19 protein-coding genes are annotated in these 18,839 nt (G+C 62.0%); 2 read left to right on the plus strand and 17 right to left on the minus strand.

Translation table 11 applies throughout. The annotated features are described in order from the left end of the window. Positions 1-66 precede the first annotated feature (66 nt). The 17 genes from RIF72_RS09380 to RIF72_RS09460 all read right to left on the minus strand — a co-directional run bounded on the left by RIF72_RS09380 (position 67) and on the right by RIF72_RS09460 (position 17,698). Positions 67-795, minus strand: a complete 729-nt coding sequence (locus RIF72_RS09380) for a septum formation initiator family protein (RefSeq protein WP_309074546.1) — start codon at positions 793-795, stop codon at positions 67-69. A gap of 148 nt (positions 796-943) precedes the next feature. Then, positions 944-2,224: a phosphopyruvate hydratase gene (eno, locus tag RIF72_RS09385; RefSeq protein ID WP_309074547.1), complete on the minus strand. Its 1,281-nt coding sequence runs from the start codon at positions 2,222-2,224 to the stop codon at positions 944-946. A gap of 116 nt (positions 2,225-2,340) precedes the next feature. Continuing rightward, entirely contained in the window at positions 2,341-2,940 is a 600-nt protein-coding gene (locus tag RIF72_RS09390) for a MazG nucleotide pyrophosphohydrolase domain-containing protein (protein WP_309074548.1), read from the minus strand. Positions 2,941-3,055: 115 nt separating this feature from the next. Further along, positions 3,056-4,198, minus strand: a complete 1,143-nt coding sequence (locus RIF72_RS09395; protein ID WP_309074549.1) for an adenosine deaminase — start codon at positions 4,196-4,198, stop codon at positions 3,056-3,058. Positions 4,199-4,237: 39 nt separating this feature from the next. Beyond that, positions 4,238-4,927, minus strand: coding sequence for a DedA family protein (locus RIF72_RS09400; RefSeq protein WP_309074636.1), 690 nt, complete (start codon positions 4,925-4,927; stop codon positions 4,238-4,240). Positions 4,928-5,119: 192 nt separating this feature from the next. Beyond that, the gene (locus RIF72_RS09405) at positions 5,120-5,770 is read right to left on the minus strand and encodes a DedA family protein (protein WP_309074550.1); all 651 of its coding nucleotides are present in this window, start codon (positions 5,768-5,770) and stop codon (positions 5,120-5,122) included. Positions 5,771-5,854: 84 nt separating this feature from the next. Further along, positions 5,855-7,165 carry a thymidine phosphorylase gene (locus RIF72_RS09410; RefSeq protein WP_309074551.1) on the minus strand — a complete coding sequence of 437 codons (1,311 nt, stop codon included), beginning with the start codon at positions 7,163-7,165 and terminating at the stop codon, positions 5,855-5,857. Beyond that, the gene (locus RIF72_RS09415; RefSeq protein WP_309074552.1) at positions 7,162-7,566 is read right to left on the minus strand and encodes a cytidine deaminase; all 405 of its coding nucleotides are present in this window, start codon (positions 7,564-7,566) and stop codon (positions 7,162-7,164) included. The genes RIF72_RS09410 and RIF72_RS09415 overlap by 4 nt, the downstream gene beginning before the upstream one ends. A 2-nt stretch (positions 7,567-7,568) precedes the next feature. After that, positions 7,569-8,858 carry an ABC transporter permease gene (locus RIF72_RS09420; RefSeq protein ID WP_178997834.1) on the minus strand — a complete coding sequence of 430 codons (1,290 nt, stop codon included), beginning with the start codon at positions 8,856-8,858 and terminating at the stop codon, positions 7,569-7,571. Beyond that, positions 8,855-10,201 (minus strand): ABC transporter permease, encoded by a 1,347-nt coding sequence (locus tag RIF72_RS09425; protein WP_309074553.1) that lies wholly within the window; start codon positions 10,199-10,201, stop codon positions 8,855-8,857. Before RIF72_RS09425 ends, RIF72_RS09420 begins: the two co-directional genes overlap by 4 nt. Continuing rightward, positions 10,191-11,711, minus strand: coding sequence for an ABC transporter ATP-binding protein (locus RIF72_RS09430; RefSeq protein ID WP_309074554.1), 1,521 nt, complete (start codon positions 11,709-11,711; stop codon positions 10,191-10,193). The genes RIF72_RS09425 and RIF72_RS09430 overlap by 11 nt, the downstream gene beginning before the upstream one ends. A gap of 135 nt (positions 11,712-11,846) precedes the next feature. Further along, positions 11,847-13,085, minus strand: a complete 1,239-nt coding sequence (locus tag RIF72_RS09435) for a BMP family ABC transporter substrate-binding protein (protein WP_309074555.1) — start codon at positions 13,083-13,085, stop codon at positions 11,847-11,849. 114 nt (positions 13,086-13,199) lie between these two features. Next, positions 13,200-14,213 (minus strand): NADP-dependent oxidoreductase, encoded by a 1,014-nt coding sequence (locus tag RIF72_RS09440; RefSeq protein WP_309074556.1) that lies wholly within the window; start codon positions 14,211-14,213, stop codon positions 13,200-13,202. Then, positions 14,210-14,641: an organic hydroperoxide resistance protein gene (locus RIF72_RS09445; protein WP_309074557.1), complete on the minus strand. Its 432-nt coding sequence runs from the start codon at positions 14,639-14,641 to the stop codon at positions 14,210-14,212. The genes RIF72_RS09440 and RIF72_RS09445 overlap by 4 nt, the downstream gene beginning before the upstream one ends. Positions 14,642-14,692: 51 nt before the next feature. Further along, positions 14,693-15,127, minus strand: coding sequence for a MarR family transcriptional regulator (locus tag RIF72_RS09450; protein WP_309074558.1), 435 nt, complete (start codon positions 15,125-15,127; stop codon positions 14,693-14,695). A 121-nt stretch (positions 15,128-15,248) separates the two neighbouring features. Next, positions 15,249-16,454, minus strand: coding sequence for an amidohydrolase (locus tag RIF72_RS09455; RefSeq protein ID WP_309074559.1), 1,206 nt, complete (start codon positions 16,452-16,454; stop codon positions 15,249-15,251). A gap of 110 nt (positions 16,455-16,564) precedes the next feature. Beyond that, positions 16,565-17,698 (minus strand): mannose-1-phosphate guanylyltransferase, encoded by a 1,134-nt coding sequence (locus tag RIF72_RS09460; RefSeq protein WP_309074560.1) that lies wholly within the window; start codon positions 17,696-17,698, stop codon positions 16,565-16,567. 255 nt (positions 17,699-17,953) lie between these two features. On the opposite strand from RIF72_RS09460, the gene sdhC reads away from it, so the two are divergent. Beyond that, the gene (gene sdhC / locus RIF72_RS09465) at positions 17,954-18,334 is read left to right on the plus strand and encodes a succinate dehydrogenase, cytochrome b556 subunit (RefSeq protein WP_011773978.1); all 381 of its coding nucleotides are present in this window, start codon (positions 17,954-17,956) and stop codon (positions 18,332-18,334) included. A 3-nt stretch (positions 18,335-18,337) separates the two neighbouring features. Further along, positions 18,338-18,814, plus strand: coding sequence for a succinate dehydrogenase hydrophobic membrane anchor subunit (locus RIF72_RS09470; RefSeq protein ID WP_309074561.1), 477 nt, complete (start codon positions 18,338-18,340; stop codon positions 18,812-18,814). The last annotated feature ends 25 nt before the right edge of the window (positions 18,815-18,839 follow it).

Below are 18,839 nucleotides of genomic sequence, written 5' to 3' on the forward strand. Positions count from 1 at the left end.
GCGCTGCCAACCTTCCTGCCCCTTTTGTCGTGTCCCATGCGGACACGACGGCGGCGGGCACCGCGTCTAGTCAGTTGCCGATCGTCTGATTGACTCCCAGAGAGCATCCACCCAGGGCAGATTCTCCGGGTTGGCCGATGATCCGGAGCCGGAACGGCCACCCGGTGTGCCGGCGGCTTCTTCTCCCCCAAACACCCAGTAACCTGTTTCACCCGGCATAACCATGTTAATGCGGTCGCGGGCCTGCTGTTTCACGTAGTTAGGATCCTGCCACCGGGAGAGTTGCTTGTTCAGCTCAGTTTGCTCCGCTTTCCTACTGGCGATTTCTGCTTCCAACGCGGAAATTTCGGCGCGTTTCTCCAAGAAAATCTTCACGGTTGGGGCCAGCAGGATAGTGATGGCAATCATCACCACTGCCAGTGCGAGCATCCTTCCGGAGAACGCCTTCGCCGGTACGGGATCCAGCTCCCGGTCCTCCGTCGCCCCGGGCCGTGGTTTTTCCGTGCCGTTGTCCGTTGCCTTCGGTGGAGTCCCTGCCGGTTTGCCGTGGCTCTTCTTCGCGCCGGAGGGAGTCTTGCTGTTGGCCGGAGCTTTGGCCGTCGCTGTCTTTGAGGAAGCCCGCGGCCCGCCGAACTCGGCTTTAATGACGTCGGCGCCCTCAGCACCCGCGCCTTCAGAATCCTTGCCGGTGGCGCCAGTTGCGCTGACCGGACTGGTACCACTTGACGGACGCGCACCACTTGACGGACGACCAAGGGCGTCGGCCCTGGGTACCTTTGGACGACGGGTGGCCATGACACTCCTGTAATGCCCGGTGCTTGCCTGGCGGGTTGCTGCGCTTGCTGTTGCTGACCTGGCCTGTGGTGAACAGAACCGGAGTTAAACAGAACCGGCGGCCATGGTCTTTCCACCATAGCCACCGGTTACGTGTTTTCGCTGAAGGCTAGCCCTTGAAACGCGGGAACGCGCTGCGGCCGGCGTAGCGTGCGGCGTCGTCGAGTTCTTCTTCGATGCGCAGCAGCTGGTTGTACTTGGCAACGCGCTCGGAGCGGGCAGGGGCACCGGTCTTGATCTGGCCCGCGTTGGTGGCAACGGCGATGTCAGCAATGGTGGTGTCCTCGGTTTCGCCGGAGCGGTGCGAGGTGATGGTGGTGTAACCGGAGCGCTGAGCCAGGGAAACAGCGTCGAGCGTCTCGGTCAGGGAACCAATCTGGTTGACCTTGACCAGCAGGGAGTTGGCAGTCGCGGCGTCAATGCCCTGCTGCAGGCGGACCGGGTTGGTGACAAAGAGGTCGTCGCCCACCAGCTGGACCTTGTCACCGATGGTGTCGGTGAGGGTCTTCCAGCCTTCCCAGTCGTTCTCGTCCAGCGGGTCTTCGATGGAAACCAGCGGGTAGTCGGCAACGAGCTCAGCGTAGTAGGCGCTCATCTCGGTGGCAGAAAGTGCCTTGCCTTCGAACTGGTAAGCACCTTCCTTGTAGAACTCGGAAGAAGCGACGTCCAGGGCGAGGGCGATGTCCGTGCCCGGGGTGTAGCCGGCGTTCTTGATGGCTTCCTGGATCAGGTCCAGTGCAGCGCGGTTGGACGGCAGGTTGGGGGCAAAGCCACCCTCGTCGCCAAGGCCGGTGGAGAGGCCCTTTTCCTGCAGGACAGCCTTGAGGTTGTGGTAGACCTCAACGCCCCAGCGCAGGCCTTCGGAGAAGGTCTCGGCACCGATCGGGGCGATCATGAATTCCTGGATATCAACATCGGAGTCAGCGTGCGAGCCACCGTTGAGGATGTTCATCAGCGGAACGGGCAGCACGTGGGCGTTCGGGCCGCCCAGGTACTTGTACAGCGGCAGGTCAGCAGAAGCTGCAGCTGCGTTGGCCACGGCCAGGGAAACACCCAGGATGGCGTTGGCGCCGAGCTTGCCCTTGTTGGGCGTACCGTCCAGGTCGATCATGGCCTGATCGATGCTGCGCTGGTCAGTGGCGTCGAAACCAATCAGGGCCGGGGAGATCTCGTCGATGACGGCGTCAACGGCCTTCTGGACACCCTTGCCGAGGTAACGGCCCTTGTCGCCGTCGCGAAGCTCAACGGCCTCGTGCTCACCGGTGGAGGCACCGGACGGAACTGCTGCGCGGCCGATCTGGCCGTCGGAGAGCAGGACCTCAACTTCTACGGTCGGGTTTCCGCGGGAATCAAGGATCTCGCGGGCGTGGATGGCATCGATAAGCGCCATGGATGTGCTCCTTATGGGCGAATTACAGGAATGTGGAGGGAAATTCTCAACGTCCTCGTCGCTACTAGCGTAGTCGAGAGTGGCTTACGTTACGGCACAGCTTCCAACAGCTCACGTCATGAAGGCTGCGCCTGGTTGTTCTGAAACGATCGAACTGCGGCACGGAGGGCCCGTTCGGCGTCGAGTCCTTGCTCCCGGGCACCCGCGACGACGGCGAGCAGCAGCTCCCCCAGCGCCTCTTCCGTGGCCGGAATGGCAGGAAGTCCGACGGCGGCCAGTCGGCTTTGGGCGTCAACGTCCAACCCTGCGCGGACGGCCCGGTCCATGGACTTCTGCGCTCCCGCCAAAGCCGGCAGATGGGGCGGAATCCCCTCGAAGGGATCATTCCGCTCCGGTTTCTCCGCGCGTTTGGCGGCGTCCCACTTGACGATGATTTCCTCGACGCTGGCCGGGAAGCTCTCCTGCAGGGAACCGTCGGCTTTGAAGACGTGCTGGTTTCGCCGGACCATCTTGGCATTGATGCTGCGAGCCACGTCCCCGAAATCGAAGCTGCCGCGCTCCTCGGCGAGCCGGGCATGAAGCACCACCTGAAGCAGCACATCGCCCAGCTCACCGCGAAGTTCATCATCAACAGCCCCGGCTTCGATCGAATCGACCACTTCGTAGGCTTCCTCGATCAGGTATTCCACCAGCGACTCGTGGGTCAGGGCGCCCATCCAAGGGCAGTGCTCCCGGAGGGCGGCTATTGTCCCCAGCAGCTCCCCGACCTCGCAAGCTCGGCCAGGAACCCCAGCTGCTGTGGGCCCATGCAGCTCCGGGAGGCTGGAATTGCTAGCCGAGGTTGGCGTAGGCATCGTTGATGTACTCAACCAAGGCTTCACGCTCGTCCAGCGGCAGGAACGCCGCCTCGGCCGCGTTGAGCGTCAGTTCGAGCAGATCATCGAGGTCGTAGTCGAAGGTCTCCACCAGGAGTTCGAACTCGTCGGTGAGGGTGACGCCGCTCATGAGGCGGTTGTCGGTGTTGATGGTGACGTTGAAGCCGAGCTGGAAGAGCATGTCCACCGGGTGGCTCTCGATGCCCTCGCCAAAGCCGGAAATGGCACCGGTCTGAAGGTTGGAGGAGGGGCAGATTTCCAGGGCGATTCCGCGGTCGCGGACCCAGGCTGCCACACTGCCGATGGTCACCATTCCGATGGTGTCTTCGCCGTCGTCGTCGGAGTTGTCCTCAAACTCCACCGAGATGTCCTCGGCGATCCGTACGCCATGGCCAAGACGCAAGGCACGGCCGTCCACCAATGCGGACTGGATGCTCTCCAGGCCCGCAGCCTCGCCGGCGTGGACCGTTGCGGGGAAGTTGTTCTCGGCCAGGTAGGTGAAGGCATCCTTGAAACGGGACGGGAGGAAGCCGTCTTCAGCGCCGGCAATGTCGAAGCCGACGGCGCCGTTGGCGCGGTGGCGGACAGCAAGTTCTGCAATTTCCTGACCTCGGTCAGCATGGCGCATGGCAGTGATGAGCTGCCCCACCTGAATTTGTTGACCGCGTTCTTCGGTGGAATCCATACCGGCCTCGAGCCCGGTCTGGACCGCTTCAACAACCTCGTCCAGGGTCAAGCCCTGCTGCAGGTGCTGTTCAGGAGCCCATCGAACTTCGCCGTAAACGACGCCGTCCTCGGCCAGGTCCTCCACGAATTCCTTCGCGACCCGGAACAAGCCTTCTTTCGTCTGCATGACTGCGACGGTGTGGTCAAACGTTTCGAGGTAGCGGACCAGCGAACCGGAGTCGGCGGATTCACGGAACCATTCACCCAGCGCCACCGGATCGGTGGAGGGCAGGGTGTGGCCGGCGGCCTCAGCCAGCTCGATGATGGTGGCCGGGCGGAGTCCTCCGTCCAGGTGGTCGTGGAGGGAAACCTTGGGGAGGCTCTTCAGATCGAAGTCGAGGGCAGGGGCAGCGTCAAGAATGGGCTCAGTCACGTACTAAGACTAGTCCCCAGCGCGGGCTTGGACAGGTCCTTAGCCGGCAGGGTTGGAGAGGTCGGCCCCGGCAACTGCTTTTCGCGACAGATCCGTCTCGGCTACGGGTGCTGTAGTCCTTGCAGCCGCTTCACGTGCCAGGTCCTTTTTCTCAAGGTACTTGTGCCACCAGCGCAAGGCGTGATCCACCACGATTCCGAGGACCACAGCGAAGGCCACTGCAATTCCTACGCCCAGGAGCGGGTTGTGGTGCACCCACTGACCTGCTAGCAAGCCAATGCCGATTGAGTAACCCACCCACGTGATGCAGGCGAAGGCGTCCAGCCAGAAGAAGGTGCGATGGCGGAATCCTGTCTGGCCGGCGACGTAATTCACCGCTACCCGGCCCCACGGAATATAGCGGGCCGTGAAGATGAGGACCGCACCGCGCTTGTCCAGCTCGTACTGCGCCCACGCGAACATTTTCTGGACCTTGGGACGCCGCATCCACTTCCAACGCGTAAGGCCGATCTTGCGGCCCAGCATGTAAGCCATATTGTCACCGGCCATGGCACCCACCAGGGCAGTTGTTCCCAGGATCCACAGGTTGGGTTCTCCGCTGTGAAGGGACAGCGCCGAGAGGCCCACGATGGCTGTTTCGCTGGGCAGAATGGTGGCGAACCCGTCAATAAAAAAGAACACCAAAAGTACCGGATATATCCAGGGCTGCCCGGCTGCATGCTCGAGCATTTCATTCAAAAACTCCACGCGGGGGTAGCTCCTAGACGAATGTGACTTGACGATGTGACGGAAGTCGCTCTAGTGTCCCACGGCCGGGACGTCGTTCGCTACGTCCCAGCCTTGGGATCACGCGTTTAACGCTATCGGTTTGAAGATCCTGACGTCGTCAACCGGCGGGCTGATATTTCGGGGCAGCGATCGTCATACCGTGGGTGGAGCCGAGGCGTCTTCCTCAGGAATGTTCTTGCCATCCAGGGGCACTGATCCCCGGACTTTGCTGATAATGCGATCAATGATGATCCCGAGGATCACGGCCACCACGATCGCTATGACGGCACCCAGGAGGTGGTTGTCCTCGAACCAGACACCGAAGAAGTAGCCGAGGATCACCGAATACGTTGCCCACAGGACGGCCGACATGCCGGTAAGGGCTACGAATTTGCGGTGGTGGAAGTGCGTGGCGCCGGCCGTCAGATTGACGGCCACCCTGCCGATAGGGATGAACCGGGCCACCATGATGAGCGAGGCTGACCGGCGTCGGAGTTCCTTGCCCGCCCAACGAAAGGCGCCCTGCATCCGCTGGGTGCGCATCCACCGCCAGCGTCGGATTCCGATCCGACGCCCAATGATGTAGGCGATGTTATCCCCGGAGAACGCGCCGATGGCTGCCATCACGCCCAGCAGCCACACGTTGGGTGAGCCGCTGCTGCCGGAAACAGCGCTCAAGCCCACCACCACGGATTCGCTGGGGATGGGGGGGAAGAAACCATCGATCACGCAGCACGCCAGCACCAGGACCAACACCCACGGCTGTTCCGCCGCGGCGAGGATGAAATCATTGATGCCCTGCACGGTTTCCTTACGGTAGACGGCCCCACGGGCGCCGGATGGCTAATGTTCCGGGCTGTTCCTGGAAACAGCCCGGAACACTTAAGCCTAGGCGATGCGGTCGATGATCAGCTGACGTGCCGGGCGTGACCCCTCAGGCGCGATCACTACAGCGTCCTGAAGCGCTTCCTTGGCCCGTTCGAACTTCTCCGGAGTGTCGGTGAGGAGCGTCATGAGGGGCTCGCCGGCACGGACCAGGGCGCCGGGCTTGGCGTGCAGGCGGACACCGGCCCCGGCTTGGACTTGGTCTTCCTTGCGGGCACGGCCAGCACCCAGGCGCCAGGCGGCAACACCCACGGACAGCGCGTCCAGTTCCACCAGGACGCCGTCCGCCGGCGCGTAGACAACCTCGGATTCCCTGGCCACGGGCAGCGCGGCCCGGGGATCTCCGCCCTGGGCTTCAATCATCCGGTTCCAGACGTCCATGGCTCGTCCGTCCTTCAGGGCGGCTGCGGGATCGGCGTCGTGGATTCCGGCACCGGCGAGCATCTCCTCGGCCAGACGGACGGTCAGTTCGACGACGTCTTCCGGACCGCCGCCGGCAAGGACCTCCACAGATTCCTCAACCTCGATGGCGTTACCCGCGGTCAACCCTAGTGGCGTGGACATGTCCGTGATCAGCGCGACGGTGTGCACGCCTGCATCCTTGCCCAAAGCCACCATGGTCTCTGCAAGCTCCCGGGCCCGTGCTTCGTCTTTCATGAAGGCACCGGAACCCACTTTGACGTCCAGCACCAAGGAGCCGGTTCCTTCGGCAATCTTCTTGCTCATGATCGAGGAGGCAATCAACGGAATGGCTTCCACCGTTCCAGTGACGTCACGCAAGGCATAGAGCTTCTTGTCCGCGGGGGCGAGCCCTGAACCTGCGGCACAGATGACTGCGCCTACGTCCTGAAGCTGGGCCATGATTTCGTCGTTGCTCAGGTTGGCACGCCACCCGGGAATGGCCTCCAGCTTGTCAAGCGTCCCGCCGGTGTGGCCGAGGCCGCGACCCGAAAGCTGCGGAACAGCCACGCCGAAAACTGCCACCAGCGGCGCCAGCGGCAACGTGATCTTGTCCCCCACCCCACCGGTAGAGTGCTTGTCGCTGGTAGCTTTCATGCCGCCGTCGGGCCTTGTCAGGGACGAAAAGTCCATCCGCTCGCCCGAGGCGATCATGGCGGAAGTCCACCGCGAGATCTCAGAACGGTCCATGCCGTTGAGCAGGATGGCCATATTCAGTGCCGCCATCTGTTCCTCGGCAATCACGCCGCGGGTGTAGGCGTCGATGGTCCAGTCGATCTGCTCGGGAGTGAGCGTGCCTTTGTCCCGTTTAATCGAGATGATCTGGACGGCGTCGAACGCTTCTGTGCTGGTCACGTGGTTTCCTCCAGATGTTCGGGACCGAAGGCGTCAGGCAGCACCTGGTCCATGGATTTGATTCCCTGAGTTGTCATGAGCTGCATTCCGGGCGCCCTGAATTCGTAGAGCAGTTGGCGGCAACGCCCGCACGGCATAAGGATGTTGCCCTGGCCATCCACGCAGTAGAACGCGGCGATTTTTCCGCCCCCTGTCATGTGGAGCTGCCCTACAAGGGCACACTCGGCACAGAGGGTCAGCCCGTAACTGGCGTTCTCTACGTTGCAGCCGCTGACAATCCGCCCGTCGTCGGTGAGCGCCGCAGCCCCCACCGGGAACTTGGAATACGGAGCATAGGCCCGTTGCATGGCCTGCTTGGCCGCATCTTCCAAGGCGGGCCAGTCGATATCTTCCGCTGGCATCGTCAACCCTTCACGTACGGTATGCCGCTTGCGGCCGGTGGCCGCGACTTACCCACTAGACCGGCGACGGCGAAGATGGTCACCAGGTACGGCAGCATGGCCATGAACTGGCTCGGTACCGGGGTACCGATGATGCCCAGGATGGACTGCAGGTTGTAGGCGAAGCCGAACAGCAGCGAGGCCAGGAAGGCGCCGATCGGGTTCCACCGGCCAAAGATCAGGGCAGCCAAGGCAATGAAGCCGCGACCACCGGAGATGTCCTTGGTAAAGGAGTCAATGGTCACCAACGTGAACACGGCACCACCGATGCCCGCGATCGCACCACCCAACGTGACATTCCAGAAACGGGTTGCGTTGACGTTGATACCCAACGTGTCGGCGGCTTGCGGGTGTTCGCCGACGGCACGGACCCGCAAGCCCCAGCGGGTCTTGAACAAGCCGAACCACACCACGGCCACCGCAATGTACATGAGGTAGCCCGCGATGGACTGCTCGAAGAGGATGGGCCCAATGATAGGGATGTCCGAAAGCAGCGGGATCGGCAGGATGTCCAAGCGGCCCGGAGTGTTGAACTGCTCCTTGTTGGGCACCATCAGCGTGCCGTAGAGGAAGCCCGTGAGGCCTGACACCAAGACGTTCAGGACCACACCTACGATTATTTGGTTGACCAGGTATTTGATGCTGAACACGGCCAAAACCATTGACACAGCAGCACCAGCCGCAGCGGCTGCAATCAGGCCGATGTACGGACTGCCCGTCATGGTGGCCACCAGGGCGGCAGTGAAGGCTCCGCCGAGGAGCTGCCCCTCGATGGCGATGTTCACAACACCCACACGCTCACAGAGCACGCCGGAGAGCGAGCCGAAAACCAGTGGGACTGCAAGTGTCACCGAGCCGGCGACGAGGCCTGCCAGTGAGATGGAGGGCTGGCGGGCGCCTGCCACGATCCATACAAGCAAGGCGAAGACGAACACCACGGCGAAGGCGATGGGCAGCCACTTGGGTGATCTCTCCCCTTGCGTCCAGAGGTAAATCGAGTAGGCGGCCATGGCGAGCAGCAGGATGCCTAGGACAATGCCGCCCACCTGCCCCGGAATCATCAACGCAGGAACGGCAACGGCGTCGCCCGCGTCGCTGATCTTCATCTCGGCAGTCTGGTCCGGGCCAAGGAACCCGAAGAAAACCAACGCAATGAGCGCCAGGATGCCGAGCGAAAGCGGAACTTTCATGGAAGGCCGGAATGCCGGCAAAGCCGTGGATCCCGACTTTGGAGCGGTGGTTGTCGCGCTCACTTGGCACCTCCGGTGGCGTTGGCAAGGGCAGCTTTCCGGGCCGCCTTCGGTGTCTTGTTCTTGTTCTTCTTTTTGGGCTCAAGCCGGAAGATCGACCTGATGAGGGGTGGAGCAGCGATGAAGAGCACAATCAGCGATTGCACCACCAGCACAATGTCGATAGGCGTTCCGGTCTGGATCTGCATCTGCACTGCCCCTGCACGGAAAGCTCCGAACAGCAGTCCCGCAAAGAACGTTCCCCATGGTGTACTGCGCCCCAACAGGGCAACAGTGATCGCGTCGAAGCCGATCTGGGCAGCGACGCCGCCTGTCAGCACCTTTTCGGTACCGGCCACTTGGGCAATACCACCGAACGCGGCGAGGGCGCCGGCCATGGCCATCACCAGGATGGTGGCGCGGGATACTTTGACGCCGGCGGTCCGCGCTGCGACGGGGTTGGCACCCACGGCACGGAACTCGAAGCCGATGGTGGATCGGTTCAGCAGCCACCACACGCCGTAGGTCAGCGCGATTGCTACCAGGAAGCCCACGTGGAGTCGGGATCCCGGGATGAGGACAGGGTAGGTTGCCGATTCGTCGAGGCGGGGCGAAATGGGGCTGTTGTCCCCCGGACGCCGGAACGCAGCAGTGTTCAGCAGGAAGTCGAGCAAGAACAAGGCCACGTAGTTCAGCATGATGGTGACAATGACCTCATGCGCGCCGGTCCGGGCTTTAAGGATGCCCACAATGGCACCCCACAGAGCACCGCCCAAGACGCCCATGACGATGACTACCAGCAGGTGGAGGCCGAACGGCAAGTGCCAGGCGAACCCTACGTAGGCAGCGAGCGTAGCGCTGATGATGATCTGCCCTTGGGCGCCGATGTTGAACAGGCCGGCGCGGAACGCCAGTGCGACACCAAGGCCGGCACAGATCAGCGGGGTTGCCACGGTCATGGTTTCAAGCACGGGCTTGAAGCCTTCACGTGGATTGAACACGGCGCCTTGGAAGAGTGCAACATAGCTCTCGGTCATGGCTGTCCACAACGCGCTCAGGAAGTCCGTGGGGCGTGCGAACAAGTAGCCGGCTGTTTTGGCCACCTGGGCGTCCGTGCTGGCGATCAACAGGCCGCCGAGGAACAGCGCCACAACGACCGCCAGGATGGAGACAAAGCCGTTGCCCATCACGATACGGCGCATGAGGCCGCCTTGCTGGTGTCCGGGGTCCCCGCTTTGGGAGGAAACAGGCACTATGGAAGGTTCCAGGGTCCCTCCGGCGGTGTCCAATGCGACGTCTGCCGCCCGCACTTCGGAGGTGGATTCTTCGGGTGTTTGGTCCTTGCCTGACTCGTCTTTAGTTGTCATCGGAGCCTCCTTCAGGGCCGACGCCGGCCATCATCAAGCCAAGGGTGTCGCGCGGTGTTCCAGCAGGGACAATGCCCACGAGCTTGCCTTTGTAAAGCACGGCAATCCGGTCGGCGAGCTCAATGACCTCATCAAGTTCAGTGGAAACGATCATGACCGGCGTTCCGACGTCGCGCTCGGCAACAATGCGCTTGTGCAGGAACTCGATGGAGCCGACGTCCACGCCGCGCGTGGGCTGGCTCGCGATAAACAACCGCAAGGGCCGGGACAGTTCCCTGGCCATGACCACTTTTTGCTGGTTGCCGCCGGACAACGTTCCGGCGGCCGATGCCGCGGAAGGAGTCCGGATATCGAATTCCTCAATCTTGGAGTTCGCGTGCTCCACAACCTTTGCAGGCTTCATGCTGATGCCGCTGGCAAACGGGGCTTGGTCGTAAAGGTCGAGGACCAGGTTCTCTGCCACGGAGAACGGACCAACCAGTCCGTCCACCGAGCGGTCCTCTGGAACAAACCCAACGCCGGAACGCAGGACATCCTTGACGGGAAGGCCCAGCAGTTGCTTGCCGTCCAGTGTCACGGAACCGGTCACGTGTTCCTGAATACCCAGGATTGCCTCGGTCAGTTCCGTCTGGCCATTACCCTGGACACCGGCGACGGCGAGGATCTCACCTTGGGCGATGTCGAAGCTGATCCCGTCCACCACGTTGGTGCCGTTGGCCGCGCGCACCGTCAGGTTTTCCACGACGAACGTGGTTTCCTTAGGCTGGGCTGGAGCTTTGTTCAGGCTCAGGCTCACCGGGCGGCCCACCATCATGGAGGCCAGTTCCGTGGCTGATGCCGTGGGAGGCGCGTCCCCCACAACTTTGCCGCGGCGGATCACCGTGATGACATCAGAGACGGCCTTCACTTCGCGAAGCTTGTGTGAGATGAAGACGATGGACGTGCCTCCAGCTTTGAGCTGCCTCATGATGTCCAGGAGTTCATCGGTTTCCTGAGGCGTCAACACGGCGGTGGGCTCGTCCAAAATAAGGACTTTCGCCTCACGCACCAGCGCCTTGATAATCTCGACTCGCTGCTGGACGCCCACGGGCAGGTCCTCCACCAAGGCGTCGGGATCGACGTCGAAACCGTACTTGTCCGAAATCTCCCGGATCTTCTTGCGGGTTTCTTCGATGCCGAGGACACCTCCGAACGTGGTCGGCTCAGCGCCGAGGGCCACGTTCTCAGCAACAGTGAAAACGGGAACCAGCATGAAGTGCTGGTGCACCATGCCAATTCCGGCAGCCATGGCATCCCCGGGTCCGCGGAAATTGACCGGTTGGTCATCCACCAGGATCTGGCCGGCTGTGGGCTCGTACAGCCCGTACAGCACGTTCATGAGGGTTGATTTGCCGGCACCATTTTCGCCGAGGAGGCAATGGATCTGGCCGGATTCGACCACGAGGTCGATGTCTTGGTTGGCGTAGAAGGTCCCGAAGGCTTTCGAGATCCCCTTCAATTCGAGTTTCACAACTCCCACCGTTCTGTGAGTCCGAGGGACGGCTGTACTGCTCCAAAGCCACTGGCTTTGAGGCCCAGCGTAGTCAGGGCAAAAACGCGCCGCCAGTACCGGGGCTCGGTACTGGCGGCGCGTCCAGGAATTGATTTACTTCTTGGGGCTCGCTGCCGATTCGACAACCAGCTTGCCGGAGACGATGTCAGCCTTCAGGGCATCGAGCTCGGACTTGGTTTCAGCGGGGACGGCGGAGTCGAGATCGTGGAACGGAGCGATGGCAACACCATCGTTTTCCAACGTGCCGACGTAGGCTTCGTTGTTGAACTTGCCCTCCGTGTCGTCCTTCACCACGGCTTCAACGGCTTCGCCCATCTGCTTGACCACGGAGGTCAGCATCAGGTCCTTGTACTCGGGAGCGGTGAGGTAGCCATCGGAGTCAACCCAGATGAGCTTGACGTCCTTGCCGGCAGCCTTGGCTTCCTTCAACGCAGCACCGGCGCCCTTACCAACCGGTCCGGCTACGGGCATGATGATGTCCGCGCCCTGATCCAGCAGGTTGATGGTGACCTGCTTGCCCGTGTCCTGCTTCTCGAAGTCGCCCGTGAACGAACCGTCCTGGGTGTTCTTGTCCCAGCCAACAACCTGGACGCTCTTGCCCTTGGCCGTGTTGTAGGCCTGCACACCGTCGTAGAAGCCGTCCATGAAGATGGTTACCGTGGGGATCTTGATGCCGCCGAAGGTACCCACCTTGCCGGTCTTGGACGTTGCGGCAGCTGCGTAGCCTGCCAAGTATGCCGCCTGTGCCGTGTCATAGACGATCGGCTTGACGTTGGCGATCGGAGTCTCGTATGTGTAGTCGACGATCGCAAAGTGCTTGTCGGTGTTCTTTTCTGCGGCGGCCTTCGTGGCATCGCCCAAGAGGAAGCCAACGGTGACAGTGAGGTTACAGCCGGCGGAAATCATGCCGTTGAGGTTGGTCTCGAAGTCGCTGTTGGCCTTGGATTCGGCCGACTTCACCGTGATGCCCAAATCAGTCTCTGCCTTCTTGAGGCCTTCGAACGAGGACTGGTTGAAGGACTGGTCATCAAATCCGCCGGAGTCCGACACGATGCAGCCCGTAAAGTCACTCTTGGTCGCCGCACCGGATCCGGCGTCGGGAGCTTGGCCGCAGCTGGTCAGCAGGAGCGCTGCTGCACCGAGGGTGGCAACACCGGCCATTGAACCGCGCTTCAGGGTGGCACGCAGTGGTTTCTTCAATTTTCCTCCAGGAAGAAAGTGATTGGCGCTACGACGGATGGTCAATGAGTGTCCGTTTCCTATACCCGAGGCAGAAATTCTGTTTTCACTGATGCTCGCAGCTGCGCCGAAGCGCATTGATGAAACCAACACTAGTGGCCTGCAACACACCCAGCTACCACAAATGATCACTGCAGGTCAGATTGTTGACCTTTTGTTACCAAGCAGTAGCCGGGTGCGCAAGTCACACGCGTTTTTACGTATGGGCTAGAGGCGAACCAGCATCTTCCCCGTGTTCGCGCCGTCCAACAGGTCCATGAATGCCTGCGGAGCATTTTCCAGTCCATCCACGATTGTTTCGTCGTAGCTGACAGACCCATCGGCGAGCCAACCGGCCATCTTCTGCGCGAATTCGGCGGCGTGCTGTCGCTGCCCGCCCACCAGGAATCCGCGCAGGGTGAGCTGCTTCCCGATAGCAACCGCCAGGTTCCTCGGAGCCACCGGAGGCTCCGTAGAGTTGTACTGGGCAATGGCGCCACACATTGCTACCCGCCCGCCAACCGTGAGCGTTGCCAGGGCTGCTTCGAGATGCTCGCCGCCCACGTTATCGAAGTAGACGTCAATGCCGCGCTCCCCTGCTGCTTCCGTCAGCTGGTCCAGCACGGGAGCATCATTGTAGTTGAAGGCAGCATCGAAGCCGAGCTCCAACAAGCGGGCCACCTTCTCCGGCGATCCGGCACTGCCGATGACCTTGGCAGCGCCCATGGCCTTGGCGATCTGGCCAACCATCGAACCGACGGCACCTGCCGCTCCGGACACGAAGACCACATCGCCCTCTTTGAACTCGGCAACTTTCAGCAAACCAGCGTAGGCAGTCAGGCCGGTCATTCCCAAAGCACCAAGAAACGCTGATGTTGGGGCAAGGCCACTGGGGACCGGCGTAGTCGCCGCGGCGTCCACCACCGCGTGCTCGCGCCAGCCAAGTTGATGCACGACGACGTCACCCACCTTGTGCGCGTCCGAACGGGACGCGATCACCTCACCTACCGCACCGCCGTCGAGCGCTGCATCCAGGCGGAAGGGCGCCGAGTACGACTTGACGTCGTTCATGCGGCCACGCATGTACGGATCCACGGACATGAACTGGTTCTTCACCAGGAGCTGGCCCTCCGCGAGCTCGGGAAGGGGCGCTGTTGCCAGCCGGAAGTTCTCCGGAGCAGGGCGGCCGACCGGGCGGGAGGCAAGCTGGATTTCGCGGGTTTCGGTTGTCACGGCGCTCATGCTGCGAACTCCACGAGCTTGAGGTCTACGGCCATGTTGCCGCGCGTTGCGTTGGAGTAGGGGCAGATCTGGTGCGCCTTGGCCATCAACTGCTCCGCAGTACCGCGGTCCAGGGCGGGCAGCGCGATTTCGAGTTCGGCGGCCAGTCCATATCCTTCGCTGTCCGTCAGTGCACCGAAGTGAATTTTGGCTGCAACGGCCGAGTCGCTGAGGTCGACGCGTTCCTTACGGCCCACCAGGCGCAAAGCCGAGTGGAAGCACGCTGCGTAGCCAGCTGCGAACAACTGCTCGGGGTTGGTTCCTTCCCCGTTGCCTCCGAGCTCCACGGGGCTGGCGAGGGCGACGTCCAATTTTCCGTCGTTGGTGCGGGCGTTGCCGTCGCGGCCTTCGCCGGATGCCAATGCCTCGGCGGTGTAAAGAGTCTTCATGGTGTTTCCGTTCTCTTTGGGAATGGATGTCCCGGGATTTTCGGGAGTCTGTCAGAGTGAGCTATTCAGTGCTGCCGTGAGCTTGCCGAGTGTGGCATGTAGCTGCTCGATCTCTTCGGGCGATAGGCCGGCGGCGTCGGCGAGACGCTTGGGCACAGCCTGTGCCCGGGCACTCAAGGCGGTGCCGGCGTCGGTAAGGACCACGTCCACCCGGCGTTCATCCTCTGCCGAGCGATGGCGTTCCACCAGCCCCATGGCCTCCAGGCGCTTGAGCAGGGGCGATAGGGTGCCGGAGTCGAGGCCCAGTTCCGCACCGAGGTCGCGGACACTGCGCGGTTCCTGCTCCCAGAGGACCAGCATCACCAAGTACTGCGGGTACGTCAGGCCGAGGTCTTCCAATACCGGGCGGTAGACCGCCGTCGCTGCCTTGGACGCTGAGTACAGCGCAAAGCAGACCTGATGGCGGAGGCGTGGTGCATCACTCATGGATAAAACGATAGTGCACAATTCAATTGTGCACAACCGAAGTATGCCGTGCTTACCCAACTGGGTCGCAGTTCAGGTCGTTCTCAGCGCTGAGAACGACCTGAACTGCGACTCAGCTGGGTTACGGTTCGAGGTCGCGGATGGTGCGCAGGGCAGCTGCTGTCAGGACGCGGATGGCGTAGCCGAGAGCACGCTCGTCAACGATGAAGTCGCCACGGTGGAGGTCGTATTCTTCGCCGCCGGGGGTGTGCGTGCCCAGCCGCATCATGGCCCCTGGCAGGTCGGCCAAGAACCAGGCAAAGTCCTCGCCACCCATGGACTGCGGCGTGAGGACCACCGCATTTTCGCCAAGTTCCGCGCGGGCTGAGGCTTCGATGAGGGCCGTTTCGTGCTCAGAGTTCACTACAGGCGGTACGCCACGGGTGTGCTCCAAGTGGACGTCCACGCCGTAGGGCGCGGCGACCTGCCTCACGACGTCGTCCAGCAGCTCCCCCGCACTGTGCCAGGCATCGCGATCGAGGCAACGCATGGTGCCCGCCATGTAGCCGGTGCCCGGGATGGCGTTCGGTGCGGAGCCCGCTGAAATCTGGCCCCACACCACCGATACGCCGCTGCGGACATCCACCCGGCGGGAAAGGACAGCCGGCACGTTGACCGCTATTTGCGCCAACGCGAAGACAAGGTCCTCGGTCAGGTGCGGCCGCGACGTGTGTCCGCCTCGGCCGGAGAGCTCAATTTTAATGGTGTCCGAGGCGGAGGTGATGGCACCGATGCGGGTGCCGATCTGGCCCACGTTGATCCGGGGATCGCAGTGCAGCGCCAGGATACGCGGCACACCTTCAAGCACTCCCTGCTCAATGCAGGACAGTGCACCGCCGGGCATGGTCTCCTCGGCAGGCTGGAAGATGATCCGGACCGTCCCGCCCAGCGGATTGTTCTTGTGCATCCGTTGCAGCGTCAAGGCAATGCCGAGCATCGCAGTGGTGTGGACGTCGTGGCCGCAAGCGTGGGTAACGCCATGGTTCTTCGACGCGAACGGCAGGCCGGTTTCCTCAATGATCGGCAGTGCGTCGATGTCCCCGCGAAGGGCCGTAGCAATGGGGCCCTCGCCCACGTCCACCGTCAGTCCGGTCTCCTCCAGGCGCCGCGGCTTCAATCCGGCTGCTTCAAGCCGCTCCACCAGTTTGTCGGTGGTGCGGAATTCCTTGAAGGAAAGCTCGGGGTGCGCATGGAGGTCACGCCGGAAGTCGATGAGTCCGGGAAGCAGTTCATCAACCCAAGGACTCACAACGGGAGCGGGCTCGGTTTCAGTCGTGTAATTGCGCACGTCACAACTCTAGCCATGCGGGGGACCCGAAGAACGAAAGCCACCTCTTGGTTACGCTGCGTTCAGACGCAGGACAACCAAAGAGGTGGCTCACGGTATAAGCGGATGCCTTAGAGCACGTCCGTGTCGCCACTGGCTTTGAGGGCGTCAACAGTGCCCTTGACCAGTTGCGCGTGTTCCTTGGTTGTAACAAGGAGCGCGTCCGGCGTGTCCACAATGACCACGTCCTTGATGCCGATCAACGCGATGACGCGCTTGGTATCGGAAACCACCACGCCACTGGCATTCTCCGCGAACACACGTGCACCTTCACCAAGCACCGTCACTTCATCAACATCGCCGGCATTGTTGAGGCGGCCGATCGCGGCGAAGTCGCCGACGTCGTCCCAACGGAAAGTACCAGGCACGACGGCGACGTCGCCAGCTTCCGCTGCGGGCTCAGCCACGGCGTAATCGATGGCGATTTTCGGCAACGTGGGCCACACGCGCGACGTCACTTCCGAGCGCTCCGGCGTGTCCCACGCCTCGGCGATTTCCTGGAGGCCCTTGAACAACTCCGGCTGGTTGGCTTCCAGGTGCTTGAGCATGAGCGCCACCGGAGCGACAAACATGCCCGCATTCCAGACGTAGTCCCCCGCTTCGACGTATTTGTTAGCCACTTCCTGGCTGGGCTTCTCCACGAACTCAGCAACAGCAAGTGCGTTCGGGGCACCGTCAACATTCAACGCCGCACCGGAGCGGATGTATCCAAATCCGACAGATGGATGAGTGGGCTTGATGCCGATGGTGACGATCTTCCCTGTAGCCGCGGTGTAGATGGCCTCGCGCACAGTCTCTTGAAACAGGTTGTCCGGGCTGATGACATGGTCCGCCGCAAACGAACCCATGATGGTGTCCGGATCGCGACGGTAAAGGATGGCTGCGGCGAGCCCGATGGCGGCACCGGAGTCCTTGGGCTCACTTTCCAGCACCAACTCGTCGTCCCCGACTTCGGGGAGTTGGCGGCATACGGCTGCGCGGTGCGCTTCGCCGGTAACAACAAGGACCCGTTCACCGGCCAGCGGTTCCAGGCGGTCATAGGTAGCCCTCAACAACGTGCTGCCCGAACCGGTCAGATCGTGGAGGAACTTGGGCGCAGCGGCACGCGAGAGTGGCCATAGCCGGGTCCCCACACCGCCCGCCGGAATAACCGCATGGAAGCGGTTCAATGGCGATTCCGGGTATTTCGCGTCTTCTGTACTCACCGCAACACTTTATCCTGTGCCGGGCGACAAGCCCCCGCAGCGGGACACACGTGTGGCGTTCGTCTCAGGCACTGCCGAAAATCGCCTGAATATCGGCAGGAAACATGGAATTAACAAGCAGAGAAGCCCGTCCTAAATTGAATATGCTGTTAGCGAAGCCTAGATTTAGGCGTGAGCTACGAGTGCTCTCGCAGCAGGCGTTCCCCCCGCGTGGATCCCATGCCAGCGCCGCTGTGTTGCAGGAAGGTTTAATCAGTGCCGACAAAACCAGCTGGCACCTTGTACCGCGGCCGTGAAGGCATGTGGTCCTGGGTTGGACACCGCATTACAGGTGTAGTGATCTTTTTCTTCTTGTTGGTCCATGTGCTGGACACCTCATTGGTGCGCGTGTCCCCTGAGGCCTACACCGCCGTCATTGGCGCATACAAGAACCCCCTCATGGCCCTGGGTGAAACGGGCCTGGTCGCCGCGATCATTTTCCACGCCTTCAACGGCCTGCGTGTGATCGCCATCGACTTCTGGAAGAAGGGCGCGAAGTACCAGCGCCAGTTGCTGTGGGTCGTGCTTGCGCTGTGGCTTGTCACGTTCGCAGGCTTCGCCATCCGCCACCTTTCCCTCGCGCTGGGAGGCCACTAAGCCATGACAACCATCGAATCCCCACGCAGTGGAAAAATCGGCTCCGGCAAGATCGCTCCGAAGTACAACCGCACCGGCTCCAGCCGTGGCAACTTCGAAATGATCGCCTGGCTCTTCATGCGCCTCTCCGGCATCGTCCTGGTGGTGCTGATCTTCGGCCACCTGTTCGTGAACCTGCTGGTGGGCGAGGGCATCCACGCCATCGACTTCGGCTTCGTTGCCGGCAAGTGGGCCGATCCGTTCTGGCAGTTCTGGGACCTTGCCATGTTGTGGCTTGCCATGCTGCACGGAACCAATGGCGTCCGCACCATCATCAACGACTACGCCGAGAAGGATTCCACGCGCTTCTGGCTCAAGATGGTCCTCTACGCGGCCACCCTGGTCATCATCATCCTCGGCACACTGGTGATCTTCACCTTCGACCCGTGCCCCGTCGTCGACGGCGTCCAGTTGCCTGGCGGTTTCTGCCCGGCCCCGTAGCGGCGCCCTCCGGTTACTCCTTTGA

The organism is Paenarthrobacter sp. (genome assembly GCF_031180005.1).
Taxonomy (GTDB): Bacteria; Actinomycetota; Actinomycetes; order Actinomycetales; family Micrococcaceae; genus Arthrobacter.

Bases quoted from the DNA above. Each gene is read 5' to 3' on its own strand.
- RIF72_RS09380 (WP_309074546.1), bottom strand. From the start codon at position 795: ATGGCCACCCGTCGTCCAAAGGTACCCAGGGCCGACGCCCTTGGTCGT.
- eno (WP_309074547.1), bottom strand. From the start codon at position 2,224: ATGGCGCTTATCGATGCCATCCACGCCCGCGAGATCCTTGATTCCCGC.
- RIF72_RS09390 (WP_309074548.1), bottom strand. From the start codon at position 2,940: ATGGGCGCCCTGACCCACGAGTCGCTGGTGGAATACCTGATCGAGGAA.
- RIF72_RS09400 (WP_309074636.1), bottom strand. From the start codon at position 4,927: ATGCTCGAGCATGCAGCCGGGCAGCCCTGGATATATCCGGTACTTTTG.
- RIF72_RS09415 (WP_309074552.1), bottom strand. From the start codon at position 7,566: ATGCCAGCGGAAGATATCGACTGGCCCGCCTTGGAAGATGCGGCCAAG.
- RIF72_RS09425 (WP_309074553.1), bottom strand. From the start codon at position 10,201: ATGACAACTAAAGACGAGTCAGGCAAGGACCAAACACCCGAAGAATCC.
- RIF72_RS09440 (WP_309074556.1), bottom strand. From the start codon at position 14,213: ATGAGCGCCGTGACAACCGAAACCCGCGAAATCCAGCTTGCCTCCCGC.
- RIF72_RS09445 (WP_309074557.1), bottom strand. From the start codon at position 14,641: ATGAAGACTCTTTACACCGCCGAGGCATTGGCATCCGGCGAAGGCCGC.
- RIF72_RS09450 (WP_309074558.1), bottom strand. From the start codon at position 15,127: ATGAGTGATGCACCACGCCTCCGCCATCAGGTCTGCTTTGCGCTGTAC.
- RIF72_RS09470 (WP_309074561.1), top strand. From the start codon at position 18,338: ATGACAACCATCGAATCCCCACGCAGTGGAAAAATCGGCTCCGGCAAG.